Raw genomic sequence first — 26,466 nt, 5'->3', positions numbered from 1 at the left:
GCGGAAGCGGCTCGTTCAGAATGTGAGGGGGATGGAGCTCCTGACGCAGAGGCGTTTTTTGCCTCGCAGGAAGGCGCGAAGCCACCGAACATTCTTGCCACCTCCATAAAAAAAACCGCCAATTGGCGGTTTTTTTAATTTACCTTCTGCTCATTTTCCATTTCCCATAACTTTTCAAAAAACGGCTGTCCTTTTACAAGGCGCTCACATAATTGCTCGTGCTTCTCAGACCATCCAGTTTTCGCTTCATCATAAAGTTTAGCCCAAACATCTTCAAACTCCATATGTTGGACCATTCCATACGCTGATGGATCCCACTCTGTGAACCAATAGCGAATTTCAGCTGGATTTTTCGTTGTATGTAATTGATCTAACGCCATAAATAATAATTGTTTTAACTGTCTTTCTTTACGAGTCAGACCGTTCATAATGAAAGGCGACGGTGATAAAATATGATGTTCTTTTTCAATCTCTTCCACTTGGAACTCATACTTTTCTGCTTGCACATTTTCTACCATCTCATATACCATCTGTTCTTGACGAGGTATAAGCCTACTTTTTCTAATTGGCACATTATAGCCGATTGAATCAATTGCAATAATTCCTTTTCCATCTGTAACTACAAAACAATATTCTTGTTGCAAACGTTCGTGATTTTTACGAATATAAGCCTTATGATGTACGTCTTCCAATAATTTTTGCGGAAGCTCTAATAATTCGTTCTCGATGTAATGATATAATGTGGAATCTACTTTTAATAATGGCACTTGATCTAATAGCTCAATCGTATCATCTTTCCGCCATTCGTAAAAATGACAAACGTTATACCCATTCTCTTCACCTTCAAACCAATTTACCCATACATCATGTAGATATAACATTCACTACCCCTCACTTCACTACTGTTTGTACCAATCATTATGTTCATTTTTGCTTAACTTTATTCCACTTGAGGAAATATATTCTAATTATTATTTTTTCTTCTATAATATAAAAAAACAGGAGATAGCTCCCCTGTTTTTTATGAAACATGAAATGTATTTGCTTTATTCAATATTTCCTTCGCATCTATAGATAATAAAGACAGCGTATTTTCCCCTTCAAAAGCTACACAATCTTTTACAATATGGAATCCAAGTGCATAGCCAAGCATTTTCGGATACGAGTGCAGTCCATTTAATAAAACATCATGCTCCCTCGTACCTCTCTTTACGTCTATTCGTTCTTGTATTGAATTTCTCCAATAATAAATAGCATCTTCTTTTGAAATGTAAGTAGTCCACGGTGCACACCTTTTTTCTGTATACCTTTCATACACAGCTTGCTCAGCTAACCCTTCCATAATCATCGTATCAAGTAATGTATACTCTGTTTCCTTCGTCTCAATTTGATGTAATCTACATATATGGTGATATTCATGCGTTAATAACGCCTTTAGTTCCTCTACTGAATTACGTCCACATACGAATAAGAAAATAACGTGACGCATAGATAAACCAGCTTTCCCGTTATATTCCTCTTGTACCGTTCGATTATATGAATCTGATAATAAAATAAAGATAGGGACATCTGGACCTTTTAGCCAACTTTTCAATTTTTCATACTCCATGCTAAGCTCTTTCCAAATTTCTTTTTTCTCTAATTCTTTAATTTCCCGCTCTCCCCGCATTACTGGGCGATACATACCTTTAGAGATTAAAAAACGATACAGCCTCTCTTTTGGCAATGGAATATACTTTGTAAATTTCTCACAAAGCTTCTCTGGACGTCCATAATACAGATGTAACCATTCTGCCGTTTCAACAACCCCCACCTTCATCCCCCCTTTTCTTATGTATATGCAAAAAAGAATGGAACGTAAAGGTGATAAAAAATAAATAAGGTGTCTTTTCGTAGTACTACGAAAAGACACCTTATTGTACATATTACTTATATGCTTTAAATACTAATACTGCGTTATGACCACCGAATCCTAATGAATTACTTAATACAGCTCGCACTTCTTGATGTCTCGCTGTATTTGGTACGTAATCTAAATCACATTCTGGATCTGGTGTTTCATAGTTAATCGTCGGAGGAATTACTCCGTCTGTAATTGATTTAATAGAGAAGATCGCTTCAACAGCACCAGCTGCTCCTAATAAATGACCTGTCATTGATTTCGTTGAGCTAATCGCTACTTTATATGCATGCTCACCGAAAGTTTCTTTAATTGCCATCGTTTCATACTTTTCATTTGCATCTGTACTTGTACCATGTGCATTAATGTAATCAATATCTTCTGGCTCTAGACCTGCATCAGCTAAAGCTTGACGCATCGCACGAACTCCGCCTTCACCGCCAGGAGCTGGCATTGTAATATGGAACGCATCACCAGTTGCACCATAACCAGCAATTTCCGCATAAATGTGAGCACCACGTGCTAATGCGTGCTCTAATTCTTCAAGAATAAGAATTCCTGATCCTTCACCCATTACGAAACCACTACGGTTTTTATCAAATGGGCGGCAAGCTGTTGCTGGATCTTCATTGAATGTTAATGCTTTCGCTGAACTAAATCCAGCGAATGCCATACTTGTTAATGGCGCTTCTGCTCCGCCCGTTATCATCGCATCAGCATCACCGCGCTGGATTACTTTAAACGCATCACCAATTGAGTTTGCTCCAGATGCACAAGCTGTTACAGAGCAAGTATTAATTCCTTTCGCTCCTGTAGCGATTGACACTTGACCTGCTGCCATATCTGGAATCATCATTGGTACGAAGAATGGGCTCACGCGGCGCGGACCTTTTTCAGTAAAAATCTTAAATTGTTCTTCGTATGTTTCCATACCACCAATACCAGAACCAACCCATACACCAATGCGTGGTGCATTTTCTTCTGTAATTTCAAGCTTCGCATCTGCAACTGCCATTTTCGCTGCTGCTACTGCATATTGCGTAAAGCGGTCCATACGGCGCGCTTCTTTTTTATCTATATATTTTTCGACTTCAAAGTCGTTAATTTCTGCTGCTACTTTTGCAGGAATTTGTTCTGAATCTATTCTTGTAAGTCGTCCGATTCCGGATACACCGTTTTTAATGTTTTCCCAAGCTGTTTCAACATCTGTTCCGATCGGTGTAACAGCTCCTAGCCCTGTAATTACGACCCTCTTTTTTTCCATACAAAATACACTCCTTTTTTTCTCTCAGTCCTTATTTACCCCAACGAAGAGCTACTGCTCCCCATGTTAACCCGCCGCCAAAACCGACTAGTATAATTAAATCACCATCTTGAATACGTCCATTTTGCAATTCCTCTACCATTGCAATTGGAATTGAAGAAGCCGATGTATTACCGAACTTTTCAATTGTCATACTCATTTTTTCTTTCGGTAAATTTAATCTTTCTCTTGCAGATTCCATAATACGAATATTCGCTTGATGTGGTACTAAGAAGTCCACATCCTCTTTCGTAAGTCCCGCTTTTTCTAACACGCGAAGACAGGAATCACCAAGTTGGCGAACAGCAAATTTAAAGACTTCTCTGCCGTTCATCATAACATACTCGTCTTGATAAAGATGCTTACCGCCACTTCCGTCCGCTCCTAATTCAAAGGAAAGTACACCTTTTCCTTCCGAAACAGCTCCCATTACGATAGCACCTGCTCCGTCCCCAAATAGTACTGCTGTATTTCGGTCATTCCAGTCTACAATTTTAGATAGTTTGTCACTACCAACTACTAATACATTTTTATAAGTTCCCGTTTGAATAAATTGCTGCGCTGTAATCATTCCATACATAAAGCCAGCACACGCTGCACTTAAATCCATTGCGGCTGCATGTTTTGCACCAATCGCTTCTTGGATTACACAAGCTACTGCTGGGAATGCGCGATCTGGCGTTACTGTTGCCACTAAAATAAGATCGATATCCTCTCCGCTAATCCCGGCATCTTCAAGTGCTTTTTTAGAAGCCTCTACCGCCATATATGAAGTATCTATTGTATCATCGGCAATGCGTCTTTCTGCAATTCCCGTTCTCGTACGAATCCATTCATCAGATGTATCTACGATTTTCTCTAAATCATGATTTGTGACTACTTTTTCTGGCACATATCTTCCGATCCCTAAAATGCCCACGTTCACATTGCAGCCCTCCGTTTTATATCAATTATTATGACTTGGTACTAATTTTAAAACATAAATGTACTTTTGTCTAGAATATATTTCAGCTAAAAAATAAGACAGCGTATTACCAACTTTATTTTTCATTAAAAGAAACAGAAAAATTCCTGCCCTTTCAAAATACAAATTATTCCACAACCTTACCCTTACTCCGCTCGAAACAAAAAAAGGCCCCAACCGCCTCTATCCACGGCTCGAGCCTCTCTTCCCTCTAAAAAAGAAGGTTTTTATTCTTTATCTGCTTTCCCTTCAAAATTAGAGCATTCTCCTCACAACCTTCTCCCTTAACTACCTCATCCCTCTGGTTTTACTCCACTCGAAACAAAAAAGGCCCCAACCGCTTCTATCCACGGTTCGAGCCTCTCTCCCATCAAAAAAGAAGTGTTTGGTTTTGTTTTGTTTGGTTTTATTCTTTATCCGCTTTCCCAAGCTCATATGCTTCGCCCATTACTTTCATCAATAGCTCTAACACCGGCTGTGCTTTCTCCATATCAAGTGCAATTCCATTAGAATCTAAAATTGCCTTAGCTTCTGGTAAATGTTTCATTGCGATTTGTAAAAATTGCATACTTTTTTCGTTCATGTAATCTCTTCCTCTCCATTAAAGCTTTTCAATCAATTATCCATACAATAGTTTAACACGTGCGCTACCCTTCGTATAACTCTTTATATTTTTTCATATGTGCCAATTGTTTATTTAAACCGAATTCTACTGGTGTATTTTTTTGAATAGAAATAACCTCTACAGCTTCATCTCTTACTTCCACATTTTTTTTATTTACTTTATCATCTGCATGTAGCAAGGTCATACCTTTTTCCCATAACTCTTCTTTTCCACTAAGTAAGTTATATACACCAAGGCGCTTTACATTCATTCCATTTTCCCATAAATATTCACATACATCTTCAACGTAAAGTAAATCGCTTCCTTTTTCTCCATTTATACAACGGCACTCTTTTTCATCAAGTTCTGATAAAATGAGCTGATGATACATCATAAACGACGGTTGCCACGGCCCATATAATGTAGGAACTCGATATGCACTATATTGTAATTCTCCTTTTTTCAACCCTTCTTCCACTTTCGAAAATAGACGTTTGTTTTCGGATTCTTCAGTGCTTCCTATTTCAATAGAAGAAATTAGATTTAACTTTACTTTATTTTTTTCACACATCCTTACGATTCGTTTTAAATATTGTAATATGACCCTTTCATTCCGAAATCCACTTTGCTGATTCGGCTCATACAAACAAAAATAAACTGTATCGAAACTTTCTTCCTCTACCGATCGCCATCCGTCTTCATCCCTTATAGAATAGTACGTAAATAACGCATTTCGCCCAATCAACAATAATTTCTCTTCATTAATTTTTGTCATACTATCAAATTCATCAAAATCAAGACCATACACTTCTATTTCTTCTGCAATCATTTTATTTACAAGGTGATAACCTACAAACGTAAGTGCACCTATAATCAGCACGCGTTTCATACCACCAACCCTTTCCCCTTGAAACAAATAGCTCCTCATTTATGTATATGGGAGCTTCACAATTCTTCTTCATATTTTTTAAAGAAATCAGTCGTTTGTCTAACCATTTTATATTTCACATCTTGCAGATGGAATAAAACAGAAGTATCGCATTGATTTAATTGCCTCATTTTCTCGTATTTACGTAACAATTGTTTTCTTCCTCTTTTTTCTTGTGTTGATACGAAAATTTTAACAGGTACACAAGCCGGAAGAAGCGCAAATGATTTCTTATTTATTTTTGATTCTAATTCTTCTTCTTTGGAATCATACGCCAAACTTAATTCCTTCACTAATCTTTTGTAAAAAAACTTATGCTCTTTCTCAAACTCCACATATTCTGGTAAATCTAAACACGGATTTAACATAACGACCGAACGTATACATTCAGGGTACTTGTTCATCATCTCAAGTGCTACAAGTGCTCCCATACCATCTGCCATAATGTGCATTTTCGTATTCAATGTCTCTTTTCTTAGAACGACATCATACAAACGTTTTGCAAGACGAACAGCTCGATCGTTCCCCCAATGCCTTCCGTATAAGTTAGATGAAAAGACCGTATAGCCTTTTTCAATAAGGCCCTGTAAAAAATAAGCTCTCCCTGCATGCTGTGTCCATAAACTTGTACCATTCTCAATAAAATAGTTATAATCTCCTAGGAGCATAACAGAAAATCCATTTGGCTTTTCCGGTAAATAAATTACACATGGTTCTTTTTCTAAGTAAAAAAAACGTTCCGTAATACTCATTTTTCTCCCGCCTTATTTTCTAAACGTATAAAAGTACTCTTTTATAATGTATGAACAGAATGCAAATTTGCGTTGGAAAATCTACAAATATTTTTCTATATTCTTTTTTCAATTGTGTTACAATAAGGACAGATTGAACGAATAGAGGTGTAAAATATGCGTTTCATTTGGGCATTAATTTGGTCGTTCGCGCTTGTACATATGATGAGCTATGTAATCGGTTCTATGACTGGCGGTACATACGATTTTAACCAAGCGTCTATTTTCTCAGTTGTTCTTGCTGTATTAGTACTAGCGATTTCAGCTACGATTCCAAACGAGCCAGTAGAACAACACTAAAAAAAGAGTCCGGATTTTATCCGAACTCTTTTTTTATTTTTATTGCACATGAACGACTAACTCATTATTTGCTACATCAACAACTACGTGACTATTATCAGTAATCGTTCCTGCAATTAATTCTCTCGCTAATCTCGTTTCAACTTGACGCTGTACGTATCGTTTTAACGGACGAGCTCCGTACATCGGATCGAATCCAGCTTCTACAACAAATTCTTTTGCAGATTCCGTCAATTCTAATGATATGTGGCGATCGGCTAAACGCCCTTGTAATTCTTGTACAATCTTATCAACAATACCTTTAATTTCATTCCTTGTAAGAGGTTTAAATAAAATAATTTCATCGACACGGTTTAAGAATTCTGGTCGGAAATGTCCTCTTAATTGTCCCATTACAAGTTCTCTTGACTCTTCTTTAATAGAACCATCTTCTTCTAGCCCTTCTAATAAGTGAGCCGATCCAATATTTGAAGTCATAATAATAACTGTGTTTTTAAAGTCTACTGTACGTCCTTGTGAATCTGTAATGCGTCCATCGTCTAACATTTGTAATAAAATGTTGAATACTTCTGGATGTGCTTTTTCGATTTCATCTAACAAAATAACAGAATACGGTTTACGTCTTACTGCTTCTGTTAATTGTCCGCCTTCTTCATATCCAACATATCCAGGAGGCGCACCAATTAAGCGTGACACTGCGTGTTTCTCCATATACTCAGACATATCGATACGAATCATTTGCTCTTCACTGTCAAATAACGTTTGTGCTAACGTTTTTGCAAGCTCAGTTTTACCAACACCTGTAGGGCCTAAGAAAATGAATGAACCAATTGGACGATTCGGATCTTTAATGCCAGCGCGAGCACGAAGAACTGCGTCTGATACAAGGCTTACCGCTTCCTCTTGACCGATAACACGCTCTGATAAAATTTGTTCAAGACGTAATAATTTCTCACGTTCACCTTCAACGAGTTTTGCGACAGGAATACCAGTCCATCTTGAAACAATGTCTGCAATTTCTTCTTCACTTACTTCCTCGCGTAATAAACGATTCTCTTGTTTATTATGTGCACCCATCTCTTCCGCTTCTTTTAACTCTTTTTCGATAGCTGGAATTTTCCCGTGGCGAAGCTCAGCTGCTTTATTTAAATCGTAATTTCCTTCTGCTTCTTCTAACTCACGGCGCAAGCGCTCTAAATGTTCACGTAAGTCACGCACTTTATGAATGTCTTCTTTTTCTTTCTCCCATTTCGCTCTCATACTACTTGCAACTTCTTTTAAATCCGATAATTCACGTTGCAATGTTTTTAGGCGCTCTTGGCTACCTAAGTCCTTTTCTTTCCCAAGAGCAGCTTCTTCAATTTCCAGCTGCATAATGCGGCGCGTTACTTCATCTAATTCTGTTGGCATAGAATCAATTTCTGTTCGAATTGTTGCACAAGCTTCATCAACAAGATCAATTGCTTTATCGGGCAAGAAACGATCTGAAATATATCGATCCGATAAAACAGATGCCGCTACAATCGCGCGGTCATGAATATTTACACCGTGATAAATTTCAAAACGCTCTTTTAATCCACGTAAAATGGAAATTGTATCCTCAACAGTTGGCTCTTCTGCTAATACTTGTTGGAAACGTCTTTCTAACGCTGGATCTTTCTCAATATATTTACGGTATTCATCTAATGTCGTTGCCCCGATACAATGCAGTTCACCACGCGCTAGCATCGGTTTTAACATATTTCCTGCATCCATGGCTCCTTCTGTTTTACCAGCGCCGACAATTGTATGAAGTTCATCAATGAATAATAAAATGCGGCCTTCGCTCTTTTTAATTTCATTTAATACAGCTTGCAGACGCTCTTCAAACTCACCGCGGAATTTTGCTCCGGCTACGAGTGCGCTCATATCTAAAGCGAAAATTGTTCTATCTTTTAATCCTTCTGGGACATCTTTTTTTACAATACGCTGCGCTAATCCTTCAACAATTGCTGTTTTACCAACACCTGGTTCTCCGATTAAAACAGGGTTATTCTTCGTTTTGCGTGAAAGAATGCGGATCACACGGCGAATTTCACTATCTCGGCCAATTACAGGATCAATTTTCCCAGCTCTTACTTCAGCCACTAAATCACGGCCATATTTTTCTAACGCTTCATAAGTTGCTTCTGGATTTTGACTAGTCACTCTTTGATTCCCCCGAACTGTCATTAAAGACTGTAATAAATTATCTTTCGTAATATGAAATTTTGTGAATAATTGATTTATATTTCCTTTTTCTTCAGAAAAAGCAAGCAGTACATGTTCGACTGAAATGTAGTCATCTTGCAATTTCTCCGCTTCTTTTCCTGCTCTTACAAGCAGTTGTTGCAAAGCACCTGTTACATATAATTTCCCTGCCTCTGCCCCGCTTCCAGTTACAGAAGGATTTTTCTTAATTAAACTTTCTACACCTTGCTTTAACGCTTCTATATCGACATTCATTTTTTGAAAAATACGTACTGTTAATCCGTCTTGCTGCTCTAATAACGTAAGCAATAGATGAACAGTATCTACTTCTTGATGATGATGAGATACCGCTAAAGATTGAGCACTCATAATCGCTTCCTGTGTTTTCGTTGTCATTTGATTTAAGTCCATCTTTACAGCCCTCCAAATCTTTGACTTTCTTTGACCTTTGATTTGATTATACGCCAACTGACTTTTTTATACAATAATTTTGCTTATGTAGTTCCAACTTATTATTGGAAAAAGAAAAAAGTAACATTCATTTTCCTAATCAAAAAAAGCCGCAATAACGATTGCGGCTTCTGTTACGGTTTTCTTTTATATGTCCACTGACGGTTATGATTTGCGTTCTCTGGAAACCTTTCCCCGGCAGTTAATTTCACCATTTGTGGATCTTTCACCATACTTCCCGTTTCACCAATTTCTACGTAAATGCCATCATTTGGCGCCTTTTGCCCTGAACGAAACCTGCGATTTTGTCCCATTTCCATTCTCCTTCCATGACGTCTTGCCTCATTAGTATATCCATTTTAAAAGAAAGCTTTTCTGTCATGTTTAGGAAACAGTACTACCGTTTATCCATGTACATATATATAATTACACAAGCTTAAGCAGGAATTATTGGTATATTTGTTGAAAAAAAAGAAACCAACCTAAGTTTAGGCCAGTTCCAAAGGAGAGTCAAACATATACGAGAAGATTACATGTTCATTATAAGTCGCATCATCCAAACAATGTAACCCTTTTCACAATTTGTACATAATGAAAGAAACATTGTTTGAACTTTCTAAAAAGATATTGACTTTTCCCTGATTTCCAATGAGAAATAGTAGACACCACAGCGCTTCGCGACGTAAGATGGATATATAGTGAAACTTTCATCTACAGTAGTTTCACCCAGTCTAACCTCTTATTTCTGCATATTAAAAACGGAAATACAGATAGAAACAAAAAAATTATTATAAGAGGTGAAATTATGAATAAACAACATTTAATCGCATTAGACTTAGACGGAACTTTATTAACAGACAACAAAATAATTTCTCCAAGAACGAAAAACACAATTGCAAAAGCAAAAGAACAAGGACATATTGTCGTTATTTCAACAGGGCGTCCATTCCGCGCTAGTTACGATTATTATAAAGAACTTAGCCTTAACACACCAATCGTAAACTTTAATGGGGCTTACGTGCATCACCCTCTTGATTCAAGTTGGGGAACACATCACTCTCCTCTTGAACTTTCAACAGCACAAGAAATCGTCCGAGCTTGCTTTGAGTTCGGCGTGAAAAATGTCTATGCTGAAGTCATGGATGATGTGTATGTCCGTGAAATTGATGAAGATAAAAAACATATTTTTGAATTCGGTTCTCCAAAGATTTTCACAGGAGATTTATTAAATATTTTAAACGACCATCCAACTTGCTTATTAATCGATGCACATGACGAGCATTCTGCTGCAATTCGCCAACATTTAACAGATATGCATGCTGAAGTCATTGACCACAGAAAATGGGGTGCGCCTTGGCCAATTATTGAAATTGTAAAAAGCGGATTAAATAAAGCTGTCGGATTACAAAAAATTTCAGGCCATTATAATATTCCTAAAGAGCGAATTATCGCTTTTGGTGATGAGGATAACGACTTTGAAATGATCGAATTTGCTGGTCATGGAATCGCAATGGGTAATGCGATTCCGGAATTAAAATCACTTGCAAATCATACGACATTAACGAATGAAGAAGATGGTATCGCTCTATATTTAGAAGAGGTTCTTGGATTGTAATCTAAAAATTCCCTGCTTATAGTTTCTCGCCAAACGCTCATACTATTATTAGACGCAAAAGTCAGCGCGTCAATTGTTTTCAGCTAAATAAGGGGGTTTTTCGAATGGGTAAAAAGAACAAATCAAAACGTTTTATCCAGCAAGGAGCCGATGCTGTTATGAAGCATGATGCAAGATTCCCGTACAGAGGTACATTAGCTGAGGCAGAAAAAGCGAGAAGTAACTCTTCATTTGGAGGGGTTTAAATGGGGAACTTACTATTCCAACAAGCTAGAGACGCTGTTGCAAATGCTGTATCTTGTTCAAGCGGCGTTGAGCAACAAGATCTCGTATATACAGCAAAAAATGCTTTGCACTCTGCTTATGCAAACTCTTCAACTGCTGAAAAAGTTCAGCTACGTGAAATGCAGGAGCAGTTACAAAACATTACGAATTTGCATTAAAAAAAGAGGACCAGCTTTGGTCCTCTTTAATCTTTTCTAAACAATCCAAACACCCCGACCGTTTGCAGTATATTTGTAAATGCACCTGGGTCCACTTGTTTAATAACCCTCTCTAATTCGTACAACTCGTAACGAGTAATAACAATCATTAACATCTCTTTATTTTCATTTGTATAAGCACCTGTTGCTGGTATAGTTGTAATTCCTCTCACTAAGCGAGAGTGAATCGCTTTTCGCACATCTGTCCCATTCTTTGTAACAATTAATGCCGTAATCTTCACATGACGGGTATGAATCGCATCAATAATTCTCGTTGACACATACAAAGTAACCAAAGTATATAATGCTTTTTCCCATCCATACACATAGCCAGCGGCGATAATGATAATTGCATTAAAGAAGAAAAAATATGTACCGACAGGCTTATCTTTTATCTTTGATAAAATCATGGCAATAATATCTAGGCCACCTGTAGAAGCCCCCCACTTTAAAGCAATTCCTACCCCAATCGCTGAAATAATACCACCAAAAATCGCATTCAATATGATATCATTCGAAACCGCTCTAACTGGGATAATTTCTAAAAACAAAGTCATAAATATAACACAGAGAAAACTAAAAAACGTAAAAGCCTTTCCAACCTTTTTCCACGCTAAAATAACGACGGGGATATTAAATAAACTAAACAATACACCCGTAGATATATGAATAGATAAAAAGTCACCTAATATTTGTGATAATAATTGAGACAATCCAGCAAAACCACTCGCATACACTTTCGCTGGTGTTAAAAATAAATTCATCCCAATCGCATTTAATAAACCCGCAATAATTACAACGACTAACTTCTTAATAAGTTCAGTATAATTCAGCTTCAAATCCATTTCTAATCCACCTTTAGTATTCATGAATGCACCGCTATACATAGTCTTTACGAAAAAGGAAATGATAAACATACAACGTTTAGAAATGGAGTTGATACATATGCCACATACTAGCGATAACGACAAAAAAGCACGCGACAATAATGCAAAGCGCACTCAAAAAAATGAACAAGAGCAAAAAAATATTCAGCAAGGAAAACGTGCATATTCTAAGAAAACCGATCACCTTTGATTACATCGTACATCAACGTTAATGTTGATGTACTTTTTTTACATTTTACAGGGAAAAAACATTAAAAATTCACTTCATGTTCACTTCTATATTCTACAATAGCGATAACATATTCAGATGAGGTGTTAGCATGAGAGGAAAAAGTATATTCATTATCACTGCACTAATAAGTATATTAATGCTATCTGCTTGCGGACAAAAAAATGACTCGGCCACAATCGCTACAACAACAAACTCAACCATTACGAAGAGCGATTTCGAAAAACAATTGAAAGATCGATACGGCAAAGACACGCTATACGAAATGGTAGCACAAGATGTTATTACTAAAAAATATAAAGTATCTGATGATGCAGTAGATAAAGAAGTAGAAAAAGCAAAAGATCAATATGGAGAACAATTCAAAGCAGCACTAGAAAATAATCGTTTAAAAGATGAAGAAGATTTCAAAAACCAAATTAGATTCAAACTTTCGTTGAATGAAGCGATTAAACAAAGCGTTACAGAAAAAGATGTGAAAGACCACTATAAACCAGAAATTAAAGTTAGTCACATTTTAGTAAGTAACGAAAATGAAGCGAAAGAAATAAAGAAGAAATTAGATACCGGCACTTCATTTGAAGAATTAGCAAAACAAGAATCTCAAGATTTAGCATCAAAAGATAATGGCGGAGACCTCGGATACTTCGGGGCAGGCAAAATGACACCTGAATTTGAAAAAGCTGCCTACAAATTAAAGCCCGGCCAAATTAGCAATCCCGTAAAATCACCAAACGGCTATCACATTATTAAACTAACTGATAAAAAAGATTTAAAACCTTACGATGAAGTGAAAGGCTCTATTCGCAAAGACTTAGAAGAAGAACGTATTGCCGACCCTTCCTTCGGTCAAAAATTATTACAAGATGAATTAAAAAAGGCGGATATTAAAATAAATGATAGTGATTTGAAAGATACATTTTCTCATCTTTTTGGGAAAGGGAACTAAAATAAAGCACGATCTTATTTTTTCAAATAAGGTCGTGCTTTTTAATCTTTCATCAATATTTCCAACTTTTTCTTCAGACTTTTATAATGCCAATTGATGTGATCTAGTTCTATCTCTACTTCAATTAATATATCTATTAAGCCGTCTTTATTTTGCTGAAAGTTCACCATACTCTCAAGCAACTTTTCAAACCTTTGACTACTCTCATATATATCACTTAAATCAACTGCCGCTATTTCACGTTCTTTTTCGGAGGATAATACGGAAAGGCTCTTTATTAATTGTTCCAGTACATTATCTTGCACTATCATGCCTCCTTTTAATCCGATGCTCATACCTCTTTCTTTAACATTTCAAAATTAACCAGGGATACCACAATACCTCTTCTGCCTCAATTTCCCCATCATCAATTAAATGGATAATCTGCTTTGCATCTTCATACTTATCAACAAGTGATAATTCATTTAATTTCTTACCAAAATCCTCTTGTAAATTGTTATGAATAAAAGAATAAAAATCATTGTTACTAAAGCCACATATATCAAATCCTAATATTTCATCGTTTTCAACATCAACAGGTAATGAACTTTCGAGAAAGTCATATATAGAAACTTTAAAGTCATTTTCTTCTCGCTCATTCATTAAAAAATCCGTCCGATACTCTTCTGAAAGATGCAAACTAATAATCTCTAAATTTTCTATCCCTTTTAAATAATTTCGCTTAAAGAATCTCGCATCTTCTAAATTTTTAAAAGTATTCGGCCACGAGAACTTTTCTTCTTCCATTAGTGTATCTAAAAAAGATTGTCCACTTTCATGTTCCTCTTTACTAATCTTCAACCTTCCATTTATCATCTCAGCAATAGGATCATTTTTATTTGAATTACACCAAGGGAAAAACCAATAATCCGGAAATGTAGGCCGAATCCCATTACATATCGTTAAAATCGTTTGTGATAGTCCCTCAATATTGCATTCTTTATAGATAAGTTCCCTATCGTAGGAAATTATGAGGTATCCAGCGTTATAAAATTTCATATGCATATCTCCTTTTCAAAGGGTTACTAAACACTCATTACAAATGTGGAATCCTCATACTTCCGGTTAGCTATACAGTTTCTACTTTACGGATGCTCTCTAGTTTCTTTATACTCATCAATAATATATCCTGAATAAGCAGTAGCCTGCCTCTCATATCCAATTCTCGTTAGTTTTATATCATTAATCCATTGGAAATAATGCGTTAGCTCATGCGCAATAGTAACCAGATAGCATCCTAAAGCGTTATCTTTTCCATTTTTCTGCACCGTATCATAATAATCCCCTGTCGAAATACGAATATACGGCTCTTCATTTCGATCAAATGGCCCAAAGAAAGTACCATAGACTAACTCTCCATCCATTGCCTTTATTTTATATAAAGTTTTCACATAAATAGGTACTCTAATTGGGAAAAAGTATTCTCGGCGCAACCATTTACAAAATTCCTTAATGGCTCTTCTTACTTCAGGATCAACATCTGTATCAAATTTCAATCGTAATCCAGTACGGTGACTCTCCTCTTCTAAATTATAATATCCTTCCCAATTCGTCAGCGTCCAAATATGCATATTATCAGCCTCATTACTTCATATTTCCTAAAGAATGAAGGTTCATTTCGATTATTTGGTTGGCTCCCCCTAATTTTTCACCATTTTTAGTTTTAATGCTAAAACTATCCTACCTTCTAAAAACTATAGAATAGTTAATCCTATAACTTTTTGATGTTATAACATACCTCTTCTATACTTTTCACATCCGCTTCAAATGATACTTCATACTCCCATTTTTCACTCTTTAAATCATTTTTAGAAAAAGTAAAGTATAGGAAAAATCGATTTCTTTTGAGCTTCACTTTAAGCTCCATTTCCTCTTCATCGGCACTCAATACAGCTTCCTTAATTTCTTTTCGTAGTAATGCTTCTAGTTTTTTACCAAATCCAATTATTTCACTCATCAAAAACATTGGCCCTTTATACTCATAATGGACATTATTTGAGGATACAGCTAAGAAATTCAGTTGTAAATCACGTAAATACAACTCATCATCATTTGGATACAAAGATCCAAATGATGCAATGGTTATCTTTTTTTCGCCCCCTAAAAATACCATCTCAAGTTCTTTTCTTCTTTCCACCATATGACCTTCTTCCATTGTTTATCCTTCTGCGAACAATACCTTAGAGTAATAGCATCATATTCGTAACTTGCGATCACATTTCCTTCTCCATCTGTTTCATATAACGGATTACTTTGTATCAAAAAAGTGTATCTCAAAATTAAACTACCTGTTTAATTTTTGAGATACACTGAATCAGCTTTTCTTTACTTTTCTTTTTCAAAAAAGCCAGCTATGATAAAAAGCACACATAAAGAAAATACAACTAAACATTTAACCTTCCAACTAAAAAAATCAAAATAAGAAGTAAAAGCTATCAAAATCATATAAACGAATACTATTAACACTACACTCAATCTCTTATATTCTTTTGCCCTCCAAGTAATAATTACAGCGTATATAATCCAACCAAAAGCAAAAACACCATAAATAATTTCACTACTAGACATATACCGCTCCTATCTCTTGCCTTTCTTAGAGTTTTTTTAGGTTTATAATTCTTATAACCATTTGTATACCCCTTATAATATCCATCTACAAAGATCACCATAACCGGAACCATTCCTATTGTCCCAACAGCTTTAGTACCAACGAATAGTACTTCTTTAGCCGCTGATTTCGCTGTATTTTTTATTTTTTATTTTTTATTTTTTATTTTTTACACTTAATTCTAAGAGCTACTTTTCTTTTATAAAATCCCACTGGCTATACCAACCTACACAGAAAAAATAATCCTTAAGAACGGTAAGTGGTGAGTAGTTCACTGATGAGAAGATTCATAATCAAATATAACGCACGATAGTATTATCCAAAATACTACACCACCATATTGTATAGCAAGAGGAATACCATTTAAAACAGACCCTAATATGTCTGTAAATGTAACAATAAAAAGTAGTGTAAGTATCGTTAACATAAGTACGGCTGAAAATAAGTGACCTTGTTTGATACATTTAAAAATCCAGCCTATTCCAATACATATTAAAATTATACGTACTGGATACTTTAAAAGTATCGAAAATAAATTCTCTACACTATTAAAATTCATCATCATATTCACCAAGATCACTTTCTGGATTTTTTATTATTTTAGCGATAGTTTTTATATACTTTTTTATACCCTTTGTATGATGCCGAACCAAAAACATAAGCATCTTCTATTAATCCAAAGCCCCCAAATGCTTTGAGACCTACTTTTAAACCTGCTTTTCTAGCAGCTTTATTCACATATGCTTTGTTATAGACCGGCTTATTTTTATTTTTATAATCCTGTTTACCTGTAGCATACCCATAATAATACCCTGCGCCCAAAGCCAACCCTTTTCCAATACTCAGATAACTATCAGCCCAAGCTTTCGCGCCAGCCTTCGTTGCATACCAAATCTGTTTCCCTTTTTTCTTCCACGCTTTGTGTCCATCAGGATCGATTTTCATTACAGGGTTATTATCTGCATACGTATACCCATTCTGCGTCACAGGATCATCACTATCACCCGGATCAGGATCCACTGATAAGAACACACCATGCTCTGGATTATAATAACGCGCCATCAGATAATACATCCCAATTTCTTTATCATACATGTATCCCGCATATCCAAATGGATTCTCTGCGGCGATACCTTTTGTATCACTCTTTAATACATTACCCCATGCATCATATTCATAAGTTGCTACAACTTCTCTATTTTGATCTGTCATCGCAACTACATCACCACGAGGGTTATAGTGGTAGTATACTGTTTGTCCTTGCGATTTCATTGCTAGACGTGTACCACTTGTAGAATATACATATTGACGAAGGACTTTTCCACTTCCATCTGTTTCATACAATGGATTGATACTATCTCCATCATAGAAGTAGCGTGTTACGGTTCCACCTACATTCTTTTCAATACGGCGATTATCATCGTCATACTTATATGTTGCAAATGCATTGCTTTCACCTTGTTTCGTAATCGCAACAATCTGGTCCCTTTCATTCCATGTATACTTGTACTTCCCGTCAGATGTACGATTGCCATTCGCATCATACGTTAACGATTCGTTTCCGAATTTTACAAGCTGATTTCCTTCATTAAACGTTGCCGCTATAGATTTTGTTTCTTTTCCGTTCTCTACAACTTTCACACTTGTACGGTTTCCAAATCCATCATATGTGTATGATTTACTTGTCCCGTTTTGTAATACTTCATTTAATAGTTGGTTAATCGGGTCATATACAAAGTTTGTTTCTGTTACTTTTCCGCCCGCACCTTCATGCTTTATCTTCGTACGGTTACCCGCTTGGTCATATTCATAGCGTTCAGAAAGAAGAATACTGTTTGACGTACCTACTACTAAATCTTTAATTTTGTTCGTGTGATCATAGTTGAAGGTAGAACCTGAACCATTTCCGGCTGTATACGTACGAACATTTCCTTGATCATCATAATCAAATCGATACGTTTGAGAACCCCATCTGTCACACGTATGTTTTGATCTAACGTGTTGTAGTCATATGATACTTTATTTGTGTATCCACCTTGCGTTACTGTTTGTTCTTTTAATTTTTCTGTCTTACTGTTTGCTTTGTCGTGATATGCCCAGTCAATTTTTCCGCCTCGGCTATCCGTTGCACTTGTGACACGGTCTGCCTTATCGTATGTTTTCGTACGTTCTACACCGTTGACATGGTCTTTGACTTTCGTAACTTGTCCATTCTCATCACGTTCGAATGTAAATGAATCTTTTCCATTTCGCTTTTCACCAATGACGCGGTCTGCTGAATCATATACAGATTCTAAAATCGAGCCATTTGGCATTTTTGTTTTAATCTTGTTTGCATTTTCATCATATGTGTGTTCAATACGACGATTTAACGCATCGACATACACTGTATTTTTATTATCTACATCATATTCATATTTGTGTGTTTGCGTTTTCCCACCAAACATGAAAGATTTCTCTGTTGTATTTCCATTATGATCATAAAGATAATTTACAGAGGTACCATTTTTTAATGTAACCTTTGTTAATAGATTATCTTTGTTGTAATCATATAATTTTGTATTTCCTTTTTCATCTGTCTCGCTCTTTTTATTTCCTGATGCATCGTATGCGAAGGTATTTTTTTGCCCCTCTTCATCATACGCTGCGATGACATTTCCATCGTTGTCATACTCGTTTTTAATGAGCGCATTTCCTTCTAGTAAACGAACATCATCAAACCATACTTTTCCTTTATTATTGTTTCTAAATAACAGATATACTTGAATCTGCTTAATTGGTTTCTTAGCTGGAATGACAACCGCACTACGGTTCCAATCATTTGTCCCACTTGGGAATTTCGCTTGATAATTCTCTCCGCTACCATCTTGATAGTAAACATCTGCCCAAATTGAATAATCTCGTGATAGTTTATCTGGCGCGTCATTTTCTACATTTTCAGATTTAGACATTCCTGTTAGTGTGATTGGTTCTGCTTTTTTCTGATTTAAATTTACATGATTGCCATATCCTACATTTGAACCGCCATATTGGCTACGCTCTAATACAATAGACGAATGTCCTGTAAAACTTTCCTGATGAGAAACATCTTTTGGATCACAACTTGTTCCGTCTCCTCGAATCCATCCAGGAATACATCCTTGTTCCGTTACATTCTCTACACTACTATTTGTAATAGGATTGAAACTAGAAGAAACTTCTCCTTTTTTAAAATAATCCCCAACACTTCGAATAATATCGAGAAAATATAGAATTTTCAATTAATTTATCTTTTTTTACAAAAAAACGAAATAAAAAAAAGACCTATTTTCCTCCTAACAAACTAGAGAAAAATAGATCTTTTTCATTCACTTTATTTCTTAAAGTACGTCCAGCCTTCTTCTTGGTAAATCTTTTCTTCTTTCATCAGTTTACCAAGTGCACGCTTAAATGCAGCCTTACTCATATTGAAACGTTCTTTAATGTCTTCTGGGTTGCTCTTATCCCAAAACGGCATCGCTCCGCCTCGTTCTTCCATATATGCATAAAGTACTGCTGCATCATCTTCCATTCCTTCTTCTTTACGAGGAAGAAGTGAAATGTTGATTGTACCGTCATCTTTCACGTCAATAATACGGCCTGTTACGCGCTCACCGATGCGGACTTGTTCTTTTCTTTCTGTATGGTGTAAGAAAGCACGGAAATGCTCATCAGTTAGTATGAATGAACCAACTTGAAGTGAGCGATACACACGTCCATTTACGTTTTTATTGCGCATAGATGGCGTTGCATCTACGATAATTTCTTGCATATCACTGTCTCTTGCCGGAAGAGCAATTAAACGATCACGATTCGTTAATTTTAACGTACAATATAATTCGTCGCCTTCTTGAGGCCATACTGGCATATAAATTGGAAACTCATCAAGTGGAATTAGTATATCTTTTGATACACCAATATCAACAAACACACCTAAACTAGGAATAACTTCTACAACCTTTACCCAATTCCAATCATGTGTTGTAATAATTGGTTCCTTCATTGTTGCTGAAATACGATTTTGGTGATCAAGGTATAAGAATACATCAATCGTATCGCCTTCTGCAATTTCTCCAGCTAATTCGTTTTTATGTAGGAAGATTTCTTCCTCTTCGTTTCCAACCATATATCCGATTTCCGTTTCGCGTAAAACAGTTACCTGTTCAATCGATCCTAATTGCAAATACATATTTTTTAATTCCCTTCTATATATATAAAGTTATCTTTTTTATCATTCCAAACAAAAGTTAATTATAACACGATTTTTCCTTTATTTGTCCAACTGCCCAAAATTCACTATAATTAAATAAAGACTTTATCTATAGGACTATATTACCCTACGGATGATCCGTCAAAACACTTAAGTTGCAACACTCTATCTAATCGATGTATTTTCCGCTATACTTTAATATGTATATTACATAGCCTATTTAGGTGCATGAAAAGATAGAAATTTATTTGGAGGTGCTAACTATGGCAAAAGAGAGTTCTTTTGACATCGTTTCGAAAGTAGAATTACCTGAAGTAACAAACGCAATTAACATCGCATTAAAGGAAATCCTAAACCGATATGACTTTAAAGGTAGTAAAAGTGATATTAAATTAGAAAAAGAAGTACTTGTTTTAACTTCTGATGACGAGTTCAAATTAGACCAAGTAAAAGACGTTCTAATTTCTAAACTTGTAAAACGTAACGTTCCAATTAAAAACTTGGACTACGGAAAAGTTGAAGCTGCATCTGGTAACACTGTTCGCCAACGTGCAACTCTGCAACAAGGTATCGATAAAGATAACGCGAAAAAAATCAACAACATCATTAAAGAAATGAAATTAAAAGTGAAAACACAAGTGCAAGATGACCAAGTACGCGTAACAGCGAAAAGCCGTGATGACTTACAAGCAGTAATCGCAGCCGTTCGCAGTGTTGACTTACCAATCGACGTACAGTTCATTAACTATCGCTAAAAAAAACTCCTCTCATTAGAGGAGTTTTTTACTTATTAAGGGTTATAACATTTTAAGTTGTACACATTTTTAAGAGCAACACATTATTGCTTTATCAAATGATTTTTCTGGAATATATACTTTATCATTTTCAATTTTGTATTTGATATTGTTTTTCTTTAGAATCTTTGTATCAACAGAATGAACACTATCGCCCCACCGAACAAATTCCCCATCGTCACCGTTGTCCCCAAAATGCAAACTTACGAATACGATAAGAATACATAAACATAGAGCGAACCACTTCTTTCTCCTCAAACATCTCACCTCATCATAAACTATCAATTGAGCACAAAAGAGAGCCCCCTCATTTCCTCCTCTTTTTAACCGCAATTAAAAAAGCAATAAATAATACGTTCACACCGACTATTAAGGAGATAAACAACCAATTCACACCTGTTTCTTCGCTAACTTTATACACATTCGACTCTTCGCGCTTTAAAACAAGATAAAATTTTCCGTTTTCTTCTCTTATAATTTCGTCTTCTAACAATCCTCTTAACTCTTGTTTTTCACCAATTGCACTTACAGGTAAGGAAACTTTTTGTGTTTCTTTCGTATTATTAATCGCTACTAGTGTTACTTCATCTTTATACTTTCGTTTTAATATACTCATTCCATCTTTATCATATAGAAGTTCAAACGTACCACGTCGTAAAGATGGTCTCGTTTGTCTAAGTTCACCTAGCTTCGTTATGTGCTGGATAAACTTTTCATCAGATTTGAAATCCATTAATCGTCTATTATCTGGAGCAGCTCCCCCATCTAATGCGATTTCAGTTCCGTAATAAAAATTCGGTATCCCCGGAGATGTATATAAGTAAGTGAGCGCTAATTTTAAACGAGACGGCGGGTAATACATATTTTCTTTTGCAATACGCGCAAATCGCTTTGTTTCTTGATTATCTAAAAACGTAGCGAATTCCTCTTCTTTTCCGCTCACATCATATAAAGGTTTCACAGACATATCTGCTTTTGAAAATGACTCTACTATTTTTTTATAGTACTCATTATCTTCCTTTGTCATAATGCGAAAATCTTTCTTTACCTTCTGCAAATCTATTTGCACTTCATCCCAAAAAGCACGCGGCTTTTTTTCACTATGTATCACATAACTTCCGTCTAAATCGACTTCTTTTATCCACCATTTCATTGAGTCTATTAATTGTTGTTCATTTTCTTCATACGGAAATTGAAAGACAACTTTCATTCCTTTTTTGTGAGCCTCATTTACAAGTTCTTTCACATCATTTTCTGTTCCGAAATGTTCATTTACTTTTTGAAAATTTCGAACGCCTAATCCATCATACTTTTCACTTTCAAAAAGCGGCGAAAGCATAATAGTAGTAAATCCCATTTCTTTTATGTAGTCCAATCTTTTTATAATCCCTCTTATATCTCCGCCCTGATACCCTTCTAAATTACCAACGTCTAACTGTTTGTCATTTTTCGGTTCTCCGTTATTGAAGCGATCAATCATAATGGAATATATAACTTCATCTCGCCATTCCCTTTTTTCTTCCGCAAAAGCATGTACTGGTACAAACAAAATAACAGCTAAACAAAAACAAATGAATAGTTCCTTAGTCCATATTTTTTTCACACGCATCCCCCAAACTTCTAATTGTAAGAATATTATACCAATTTCCAGAGCAAATCGCATACGTTGATTTTATTCCTCCAAAATACACCATGTTAGGTTTTCTGACATTACCTAAAAAGTTTTCTGAATTTTTAGTTGATTTTTCTTTTTATTTCGAATATGATATGAAACATAACAAGTCGATGTTATTTTTTCTAACATCATAGGAGGAGAGAGAATGAATACGGGAGATACAGTTTTTATTTTTGTAACGACAGTAATGGTCATGTTGATGACACCAGGATTGGCACTTTTTTACGGGGGTATGGTTCGTAGTAAAAACGTACTCAGCACGACAATGCACAGTTATAGCGCAATGGCTATCGTTTCGATTCAATGGATTGTTATCGGTTATTCTTTATCATTCGGACCAGATTGGCACGGACTTATCGGCAATCTCGATTGGTTCGGTCTAAACGGAGTTACCTACGCACCAAATCCAGACTACTCATCTACTATTCCTCACAATTTATTTATGATGTTCCAACTCATGTTCGCCATTTTAACTCCCGCTTTAATTTCAGGTGCATTCGCCGAAAGAATGCGATTTTCTGCCTTTCTTATTTTCATCCTTCTTTGGACAACAATCGTTTACAATCCTGTGGCTCATTGGGTATGGGGCGTTGGCGGATGGCTGAGAGAACTCGGCGCGTTAGACTTCGCTGGCGGTAATGTCGTTCATATCACATCTGGCGTTGCCGGTCTTGTATTAGCTATTTTCCTAGGAAAACGAAAAAACATAAGCGGTACCTCTCCTCATCATTTACCATTTACAATGTTAGGCGCAGGCTTACTCTGGTTCGGCTGGTTCGGTTTTAACGTCGGTAGTGCATTATCTTTAAATGACGTAGCTTTAACTGCATTTATTAATACAAATATAGCCGCCGCTGCCTCAGCTCTAACTTGGATGCTTTCTGAATGGTTCTTCCAATCGAAGCCGACTGCAATGGGTGCTGCTTGCGGAGTTGTTTCTGGTTTAGTCGCAATTACGCCAGCTTGCGGATTCGTTACACCTTTCTCCGCTCTTCTTATCGGAGCAATTGGCGGTATATTATGTTTCGGCGCTGTCTTCTTCTTAAAAACGAAATTCGGATACGACGATACACTCGATGCATTTGGATGCCACGGCATCGGAGGAACTTGGGGCGGTATTGCAACTGGACTATTTGCAACTACTACTGTAAACGGTGATGGGGCTAACGGATTATTTTACGGGAATGCTGCACTTCTTTTCAAACAACTTGTAGCAATCGGGGCAACATATGCATTCACGATCATAATGACGTACGCCATTATTAAAGCGATTAACTTCTTCCTCCCTGTTCGCGTCGATGAGCACGAAGAACAAATGGGGCTTGATATTTCGATGCATGGGGAGAAAGCTTACGAGTATACTGAGCGAGTAAATTAAATAAAAAGAGATGGAATCTATTAATAGTAGATACCATCTCTTTTTTATCGTACCAGGTCGCATACCCCACCCAGTATTTTTGTGAATATATCAACGATTTTTCAAATATATCGATCGTTTCTTTCAATATATCAACGGTTCGACACGATATATCGATTTATCAACAAATTCCGACATGACAGAAGTGAAGAATACCCTCATGCAACTTACGAATCACCGTACTTACTTTTGTTCAAGCTTAATATAACAAGAAACGCAATCGCCATTACAGCTAAAAAGCGAACCGGATTAAACGGTGTTCCTACGGTTTCATTAAACCGATGATAAATAAAAGGTATCATCTCAAGTACCATTAACCCCATCGCAATTTGAAACGTCTCAGCCATCGCTTTATTTTTTATAAAAGTAGCGCGCTCATCACCTTGTTTCCCAATCGTTATAAACATCTTTATAATAGCAAACACCACAAATAAAAATACACTTAAAGCAATAATAAAAATAGCAACATCCATTCAATACACCTCTTTTATGTAAAACTTATTTGACAAAAGTATAACATCTTTTACACCTTATGTAAAACTTATTTTACATAGTAAAAGACGACCGAAACCCGGTCGTCTTTTACTATTTATTTCGGAGCATTCCCTACATACTGCGTAATATCAACATTTAACGCCCTAGCTAAACGCATTCCGTACTCTTGATCTGCACGGAAGAAGTTACAAACAGCTAATAATTTCGTACGTTCATTTACGTCTTTTAAATCATTTGCTAAATTCGCAATTAAGTTGTCTTGCTCTGCTTTAGAGAATGAACGGTAACGCTCACCTGCTTGTTTGAAGTCATTTGGTTTCTCAATTTTTTCACGAGATACATAGCCTTCTACTTTCATAGTTGAATCACGGTAAGTTGGATCTTCAACTGGATTTTCAGTATGACGGCTCGGTTCGTAGTTTATTGTAGATGGGTTTTGATCCACTTGCATCGCACCATCACGTTGTTGGTTATGAACAGCTGCATATGGGCAGTTTACAGGAATTTGTAAGTAATTTGCACCAAGACGATAACGCTGTGTATCTGGATAAGAGAATAAACGACCTTGTAATAATTTATCTTCAGATGGTTCAATACCATTTACAGTTGCACTTGGAGAAAATGCCACTTGCTCTACTTCTGCGAAGAAGTTTTTCGGGTTACGGTTTAACGTCATTGTCCCTACTTCAATTAATGGGAAGCGATCTTCTGGCCATACTTTCGTTGGATCTAGTGGATCAAAGTCTAAAGAATCCGTTTCATCTAACTGCATGACTTGTACGTGTAAATCCCACTTTGGATGGTTCCCTTTTTCAATTGCATCGAATAAGTCACGAGTCGCATGGTTGAAGTCTTTTCCTTGTACTTCTTGCACTTCTTTCGCACTTAAGTTACGTACGTCCTGCTGTGGCTTCCAGTGGTATTTAATATAAACGATTTTGCCCTCTGCATTAATCCATTTAAATGAATGGACGCCGAAACCTTCCATTTCACGATAACTTGCTGGTGTACCGTAATCAGAAAATACCCACGTCATCATATGTGTAGATTCTGGAGTTAACGTCATGAAATCCCAGTAACGATCTGGTGTTTGAACATTTGTATCAGGTGCTGGTTTTAAAGAATGCACCATGTCAGGGAATTTAATTGCATCACGAATGAAGAAAACTGGTAAATGGTTACCTACGATATCATAGTTTCCTTCTTCTGTATAAAATTTAACAGCGAACCCGCGCGGATCACGAGCTGTCTCTGGAGAACCTTGACCATGAATAACCGTTGAAAAACGAACGAATACAGGTGTTTCAGTTCCTTCATTTTGTAAAAACGCTGCTTTCGTATATTGCTTCATGCTGTTTTTCGTTACGAATACACCGTGAGCACCTGCACCACGTGCATGCACAACACGCTCAGGAATACGTTCACGATCAAAGTGAGCAAGTTTTTCTACTAAATGATAGTCTTCTAACAATACCGGTCCACGGCGACCAGCTGTACGAGAGTTTTGGTTATCTCCAACTGGAGCACCTTGGTTTGTTGTTAAGCGATTATTTGGATTCGTCATGGGGGGATCCTCCTC

Annotated in this window: 28 protein-coding genes and 1 pseudogene; 8 read left to right on the top strand and 21 right to left on the bottom strand. The window is 36.3% G+C overall.

What is annotated here, in order from left to right; all coding sequences use genetic code 11:
- Positions 1-134 precede the first annotated feature (134 nt).
- The 7 genes from BWGOE10_RS05775 to BWGOE10_RS05745 form a co-directional block, all read right to left on the bottom strand.
- Complete coding sequence (locus BWGOE10_RS05775) at positions 135-881, bottom strand: YjbA family protein (RefSeq protein WP_070141276.1); 747 nt, start codon at positions 879-881, stop codon at positions 135-137.
- Positions 882-1,021: 140 nt separating this feature from the next.
- Positions 1,022-1,813: a DUF2268 domain-containing protein gene (locus BWGOE10_RS05770; RefSeq protein ID WP_070141275.1), complete on the bottom strand. Its 792-nt coding sequence runs from the start codon at positions 1,811-1,813 to the stop codon at positions 1,022-1,024.
- Positions 1,814-1,925: 112 nt separating this feature from the next.
- A complete protein-coding gene (gene fabF / locus BWGOE10_RS05765; RefSeq protein ID WP_002011323.1) occupies positions 1,926-3,164 on the bottom strand; it encodes a beta-ketoacyl-ACP synthase II in 1,239 nt (412 codons plus the stop codon).
- A 31-nt stretch (positions 3,165-3,195) separates the two neighbouring features.
- Positions 3,196-4,128, bottom strand: a complete 933-nt coding sequence (gene fabH / locus BWGOE10_RS05760; RefSeq protein ID WP_001100550.1) for a beta-ketoacyl-ACP synthase III — start codon at positions 4,126-4,128, stop codon at positions 3,196-3,198.
- 445 nt (positions 4,129-4,573) lie between these two features.
- Positions 4,574-4,750 (bottom strand): ComZ family protein, encoded by a 177-nt coding sequence (locus BWGOE10_RS05755; RefSeq protein WP_002011319.1) that lies wholly within the window; start codon positions 4,748-4,750, stop codon positions 4,574-4,576.
- Positions 4,751-4,814: 64 nt separating this feature from the next.
- Positions 4,815-5,687, bottom strand: a complete 873-nt coding sequence (locus tag BWGOE10_RS05750; RefSeq protein ID WP_070141274.1) for an NAD-dependent epimerase/dehydratase family protein — start codon at positions 5,685-5,687, stop codon at positions 4,815-4,817.
- Between the two features lie 29 nt (positions 5,688-5,716).
- Entirely contained in the window at positions 5,717-6,451 is a 735-nt protein-coding gene (locus BWGOE10_RS05745; RefSeq protein ID WP_070141273.1) for an alpha/beta hydrolase, read from the bottom strand.
- Between the two features lie 156 nt (positions 6,452-6,607).
- Between BWGOE10_RS05745 and BWGOE10_RS05740 the strand changes: the two genes are divergently transcribed.
- On the top strand, positions 6,608-6,790 hold the full coding sequence (locus tag BWGOE10_RS05740) for a YjzD family protein (RefSeq protein WP_001211113.1): 183 nt from the start codon (positions 6,608-6,610) through the stop codon (positions 6,788-6,790).
- A 39-nt stretch (positions 6,791-6,829) separates the two neighbouring features.
- Here BWGOE10_RS05740 and clpB read toward each other — a convergent pair whose 3' ends face one another.
- The gene (clpB, locus tag BWGOE10_RS05735; protein WP_070141272.1) at positions 6,830-9,430 is read right to left on the bottom strand and encodes an ATP-dependent chaperone ClpB; all 2,601 of its coding nucleotides are present in this window, start codon (positions 9,428-9,430) and stop codon (positions 6,830-6,832) included.
- Positions 9,431-9,603: 173 nt separating this feature from the next.
- Positions 9,604-9,783 (bottom strand): YjzC family protein, encoded by a 180-nt coding sequence (locus BWGOE10_RS05730; RefSeq protein ID WP_002117000.1) that lies wholly within the window; start codon positions 9,781-9,783, stop codon positions 9,604-9,606.
- 491 nt (positions 9,784-10,274) lie between these two features.
- Here BWGOE10_RS05730 and BWGOE10_RS05725 point away from each other — a divergent pair, with 491 nt between their 5' ends.
- The 3 genes from BWGOE10_RS05725 to BWGOE10_RS05715 all read left to right on the top strand — a co-directional run bounded on the left by BWGOE10_RS05725 (position 10,275) and on the right by BWGOE10_RS05715 (position 11,527).
- Positions 10,275-11,084, top strand: coding sequence for a Cof-type HAD-IIB family hydrolase (locus BWGOE10_RS05725; protein WP_070141271.1), 810 nt, complete (start codon positions 10,275-10,277; stop codon positions 11,082-11,084).
- Between the two features lie 104 nt (positions 11,085-11,188).
- Positions 11,189-11,329, top strand: coding sequence for a hypothetical protein (locus BWGOE10_RS05720; protein WP_000516816.1), 141 nt, complete (start codon positions 11,189-11,191; stop codon positions 11,327-11,329).
- Positions 11,330-11,527: a DUF3813 domain-containing protein gene (locus BWGOE10_RS05715; RefSeq protein ID WP_070141270.1), complete on the top strand. Its 198-nt coding sequence runs from the start codon at positions 11,330-11,332 to the stop codon at positions 11,525-11,527.
- 26 nt (positions 11,528-11,553) lie between these two features.
- Here BWGOE10_RS05715 and BWGOE10_RS05710 read toward each other — a convergent pair whose 3' ends face one another.
- The gene (locus BWGOE10_RS05710; RefSeq protein ID WP_070141269.1) at positions 11,554-12,411 is read right to left on the bottom strand and encodes a YitT family protein; all 858 of its coding nucleotides are present in this window, start codon (positions 12,409-12,411) and stop codon (positions 11,554-11,556) included.
- A 100-nt stretch (positions 12,412-12,511) separates the two neighbouring features.
- Between BWGOE10_RS05710 and BWGOE10_RS05705 the strand changes: the two genes are divergently transcribed.
- A complete protein-coding gene (locus tag BWGOE10_RS05705) occupies positions 12,512-12,643 on the top strand; it encodes a DUF3941 domain-containing protein (RefSeq protein WP_001120851.1) in 132 nt (43 codons plus the stop codon).
- Between the two features lie 130 nt (positions 12,644-12,773).
- Complete coding sequence (gene prsA, locus BWGOE10_RS05700) at positions 12,774-13,631, top strand: peptidylprolyl isomerase PrsA (RefSeq protein WP_070141268.1); 858 nt, start codon at positions 12,774-12,776, stop codon at positions 13,629-13,631.
- A 41-nt stretch (positions 13,632-13,672) separates the two neighbouring features.
- Here prsA and BWGOE10_RS05695 read toward each other — a convergent pair whose 3' ends face one another.
- The 7 genes and pseudogenes from BWGOE10_RS05695 to BWGOE10_RS05655 form a co-directional block, all read right to left on the bottom strand.
- On the bottom strand, positions 13,673-13,936 hold the full coding sequence (locus tag BWGOE10_RS05695) for a hypothetical protein (RefSeq protein ID WP_070141267.1): 264 nt from the start codon (positions 13,934-13,936) through the stop codon (positions 13,673-13,675).
- A gap of 40 nt (positions 13,937-13,976) precedes the next feature.
- Positions 13,977-14,669: a hypothetical protein gene (locus BWGOE10_RS05690; RefSeq protein ID WP_070141266.1), complete on the bottom strand. Its 693-nt coding sequence runs from the start codon at positions 14,667-14,669 to the stop codon at positions 13,977-13,979.
- Between the two features lie 86 nt (positions 14,670-14,755).
- A complete protein-coding gene (locus tag BWGOE10_RS05685) occupies positions 14,756-15,241 on the bottom strand; it encodes a hypothetical protein (protein ID WP_070141265.1) in 486 nt (161 codons plus the stop codon).
- A gap of 140 nt (positions 15,242-15,381) precedes the next feature.
- On the bottom strand, positions 15,382-15,825 hold the full coding sequence (locus tag BWGOE10_RS05680; protein WP_070141264.1) for a hypothetical protein: 444 nt from the start codon (positions 15,823-15,825) through the stop codon (positions 15,382-15,384).
- 170 nt (positions 15,826-15,995) lie between these two features.
- On the bottom strand, positions 15,996-16,238 hold the full coding sequence (locus tag BWGOE10_RS05675; protein ID WP_070141263.1) for a hypothetical protein: 243 nt from the start codon (positions 16,236-16,238) through the stop codon (positions 15,996-15,998).
- Between the two features lie 640 nt (positions 16,239-16,878).
- Positions 16,879-18,725: pseudogene (locus tag BWGOE10_RS33265) on the bottom strand (RHS repeat domain-containing protein).
- 905 nt (positions 18,726-19,630) lie between these two features.
- Positions 19,631-20,485, bottom strand: a complete 855-nt coding sequence (locus BWGOE10_RS05655; RefSeq protein ID WP_002011240.1) for a S1 RNA-binding domain-containing protein — start codon at positions 20,483-20,485, stop codon at positions 19,631-19,633.
- Positions 20,486-20,769: 284 nt separating this feature from the next.
- On the opposite strand from BWGOE10_RS05655, the gene BWGOE10_RS05650 reads away from it, so the two are divergent.
- Entirely contained in the window at positions 20,770-21,261 is a 492-nt protein-coding gene (locus tag BWGOE10_RS05650; RefSeq protein ID WP_070141259.1) for a YajQ family cyclic di-GMP-binding protein, read from the top strand.
- Positions 21,262-21,330: 69 nt separating this feature from the next.
- On the opposite strand, the gene BWGOE10_RS05645 is transcribed toward BWGOE10_RS05650, so the two are convergent.
- Together BWGOE10_RS05645 and BWGOE10_RS05640 are read right to left on the bottom strand one after the other, a co-directional pair.
- Positions 21,331-21,558, bottom strand: a complete 228-nt coding sequence (locus tag BWGOE10_RS05645; protein ID WP_070141431.1) for a hypothetical protein — start codon at positions 21,556-21,558, stop codon at positions 21,331-21,333.
- Positions 21,559-21,607: 49 nt separating this feature from the next.
- The gene (locus BWGOE10_RS05640) at positions 21,608-22,963 is read right to left on the bottom strand and encodes an alpha-amylase family glycosyl hydrolase (RefSeq protein ID WP_070141258.1); all 1,356 of its coding nucleotides are present in this window, start codon (positions 22,961-22,963) and stop codon (positions 21,608-21,610) included.
- 157 nt (positions 22,964-23,120) lie between these two features.
- Here BWGOE10_RS05640 and BWGOE10_RS05635 point away from each other — a divergent pair, with 157 nt between their 5' ends.
- Positions 23,121-24,353, top strand: coding sequence for an ammonium transporter (locus tag BWGOE10_RS05635; RefSeq protein ID WP_070141257.1), 1,233 nt, complete (start codon positions 23,121-23,123; stop codon positions 24,351-24,353).
- 206 nt (positions 24,354-24,559) lie between these two features.
- On the opposite strand, the gene BWGOE10_RS05630 is transcribed toward BWGOE10_RS05635, so the two are convergent.
- Positions 24,560-24,865: a hypothetical protein gene (locus BWGOE10_RS05630; RefSeq protein WP_070141256.1), complete on the bottom strand. Its 306-nt coding sequence runs from the start codon at positions 24,863-24,865 to the stop codon at positions 24,560-24,562.
- Between the two features lie 116 nt (positions 24,866-24,981).
- Positions 24,982-26,451: a catalase KatB gene (gene katB / locus BWGOE10_RS05625; protein WP_070141255.1), complete on the bottom strand. Its 1,470-nt coding sequence runs from the start codon at positions 26,449-26,451 to the stop codon at positions 24,982-24,984.
- Between the last annotated feature and the right edge of the window lie 15 nt (positions 26,452-26,466).

Origin of the sequence: Bacillus mycoides, assembly GCF_001757995.1 — a bacterium.
Lineage (GTDB): Bacteria > Bacillota > Bacilli > Bacillales > Bacillaceae_G > Bacillus_A > Bacillus_A mycoides_B.
The sequence above is the reverse complement of the archived record's forward strand: the minus strand, read 5'-3'. Positions and strand labels throughout refer to the sequence as shown.

Excerpts from the sequence above, each read along its gene's own strand:
- BWGOE10_RS05745 (WP_070141273.1), bottom strand. The coding sequence starts at position 6,451 with ATGAGTATTACGGAACGTTTTTTTTACTTAGAAAAAGAACCATGTGTA.
- BWGOE10_RS05640 (WP_070141258.1), bottom strand. The coding sequence starts at position 22,963 with ATGCGATTTGCTCTGGAAATTGGTATAATATTCTTACAATTAGAAGTT.
- BWGOE10_RS05705 (WP_001120851.1), top strand. The coding sequence starts at position 12,512 with ATGCCACATACTAGCGATAACGACAAAAAAGCACGCGACAATAATGCA.
- BWGOE10_RS05675 (WP_070141263.1), bottom strand. The coding sequence starts at position 16,238 with ATGTCTAGTAGTGAAATTATTTATGGTGTTTTTGCTTTTGGTTGGATT.
- fabF (WP_002011323.1), bottom strand. The coding sequence starts at position 3,164 with ATGGAAAAAAAGAGGGTCGTAATTACAGGGCTAGGAGCTGTTACACCG.
- BWGOE10_RS05720 (WP_000516816.1), top strand. The coding sequence starts at position 11,189 with ATGGGTAAAAAGAACAAATCAAAACGTTTTATCCAGCAAGGAGCCGAT.
- BWGOE10_RS05630 (WP_070141256.1), bottom strand. The coding sequence starts at position 24,865 with ATGGATGTTGCTATTTTTATTATTGCTTTAAGTGTATTTTTATTTGTG.
- BWGOE10_RS05680 (WP_070141264.1), bottom strand. The coding sequence starts at position 15,825 with ATGGAAGAAGGTCATATGGTGGAAAGAAGAAAAGAACTTGAGATGGTA.
- prsA (WP_070141268.1), top strand. The coding sequence starts at position 12,774 with ATGAGAGGAAAAAGTATATTCATTATCACTGCACTAATAAGTATATTA.
- BWGOE10_RS05740 (WP_001211113.1), top strand. The coding sequence starts at position 6,608 with ATGCGTTTCATTTGGGCATTAATTTGGTCGTTCGCGCTTGTACATATG.
- BWGOE10_RS05710 (WP_070141269.1), bottom strand. The coding sequence starts at position 12,411 with ATGGATTTGAAGCTGAATTATACTGAACTTATTAAGAAGTTAGTCGTT.
- BWGOE10_RS05755 (WP_002011319.1), bottom strand. The coding sequence starts at position 4,750 with ATGAACGAAAAAAGTATGCAATTTTTACAAATCGCAATGAAACATTTA.
- BWGOE10_RS05650 (WP_070141259.1), top strand. The coding sequence starts at position 20,770 with ATGGCAAAAGAGAGTTCTTTTGACATCGTTTCGAAAGTAGAATTACCT.
- BWGOE10_RS05655 (WP_002011240.1), bottom strand. The coding sequence starts at position 20,485 with ATGTATTTGCAATTAGGATCGATTGAACAGGTAACTGTTTTACGCGAA.
- BWGOE10_RS05775 (WP_070141276.1), bottom strand. The coding sequence starts at position 881 with ATGTTATATCTACATGATGTATGGGTAAATTGGTTTGAAGGTGAAGAG.
- clpB (WP_070141272.1), bottom strand. The coding sequence starts at position 9,430 with ATGGACTTAAATCAAATGACAACGAAAACACAGGAAGCGATTATGAGT.
- katB (WP_070141255.1), bottom strand. The coding sequence starts at position 26,451 with ATGACGAATCCAAATAATCGCTTAACAACAAACCAAGGTGCTCCAGTT.
- BWGOE10_RS05635 (WP_070141257.1), top strand. The coding sequence starts at position 23,121 with ATGAATACGGGAGATACAGTTTTTATTTTTGTAACGACAGTAATGGTC.
- BWGOE10_RS05715 (WP_070141270.1), top strand. The coding sequence starts at position 11,330 with ATGGGGAACTTACTATTCCAACAAGCTAGAGACGCTGTTGCAAATGCT.
- BWGOE10_RS05685 (WP_070141265.1), bottom strand. The coding sequence starts at position 15,241 with ATGCATATTTGGACGCTGACGAATTGGGAAGGATATTATAATTTAGAA.
- BWGOE10_RS05725 (WP_070141271.1), top strand. The coding sequence starts at position 10,275 with ATGAATAAACAACATTTAATCGCATTAGACTTAGACGGAACTTTATTA.
- BWGOE10_RS05730 (WP_002117000.1), bottom strand. The coding sequence starts at position 9,783 with ATGGGACAAAATCGCAGGTTTCGTTCAGGGCAAAAGGCGCCAAATGAT.
- BWGOE10_RS05690 (WP_070141266.1), bottom strand. The coding sequence starts at position 14,669 with ATGAAATTTTATAACGCTGGATACCTCATAATTTCCTACGATAGGGAA.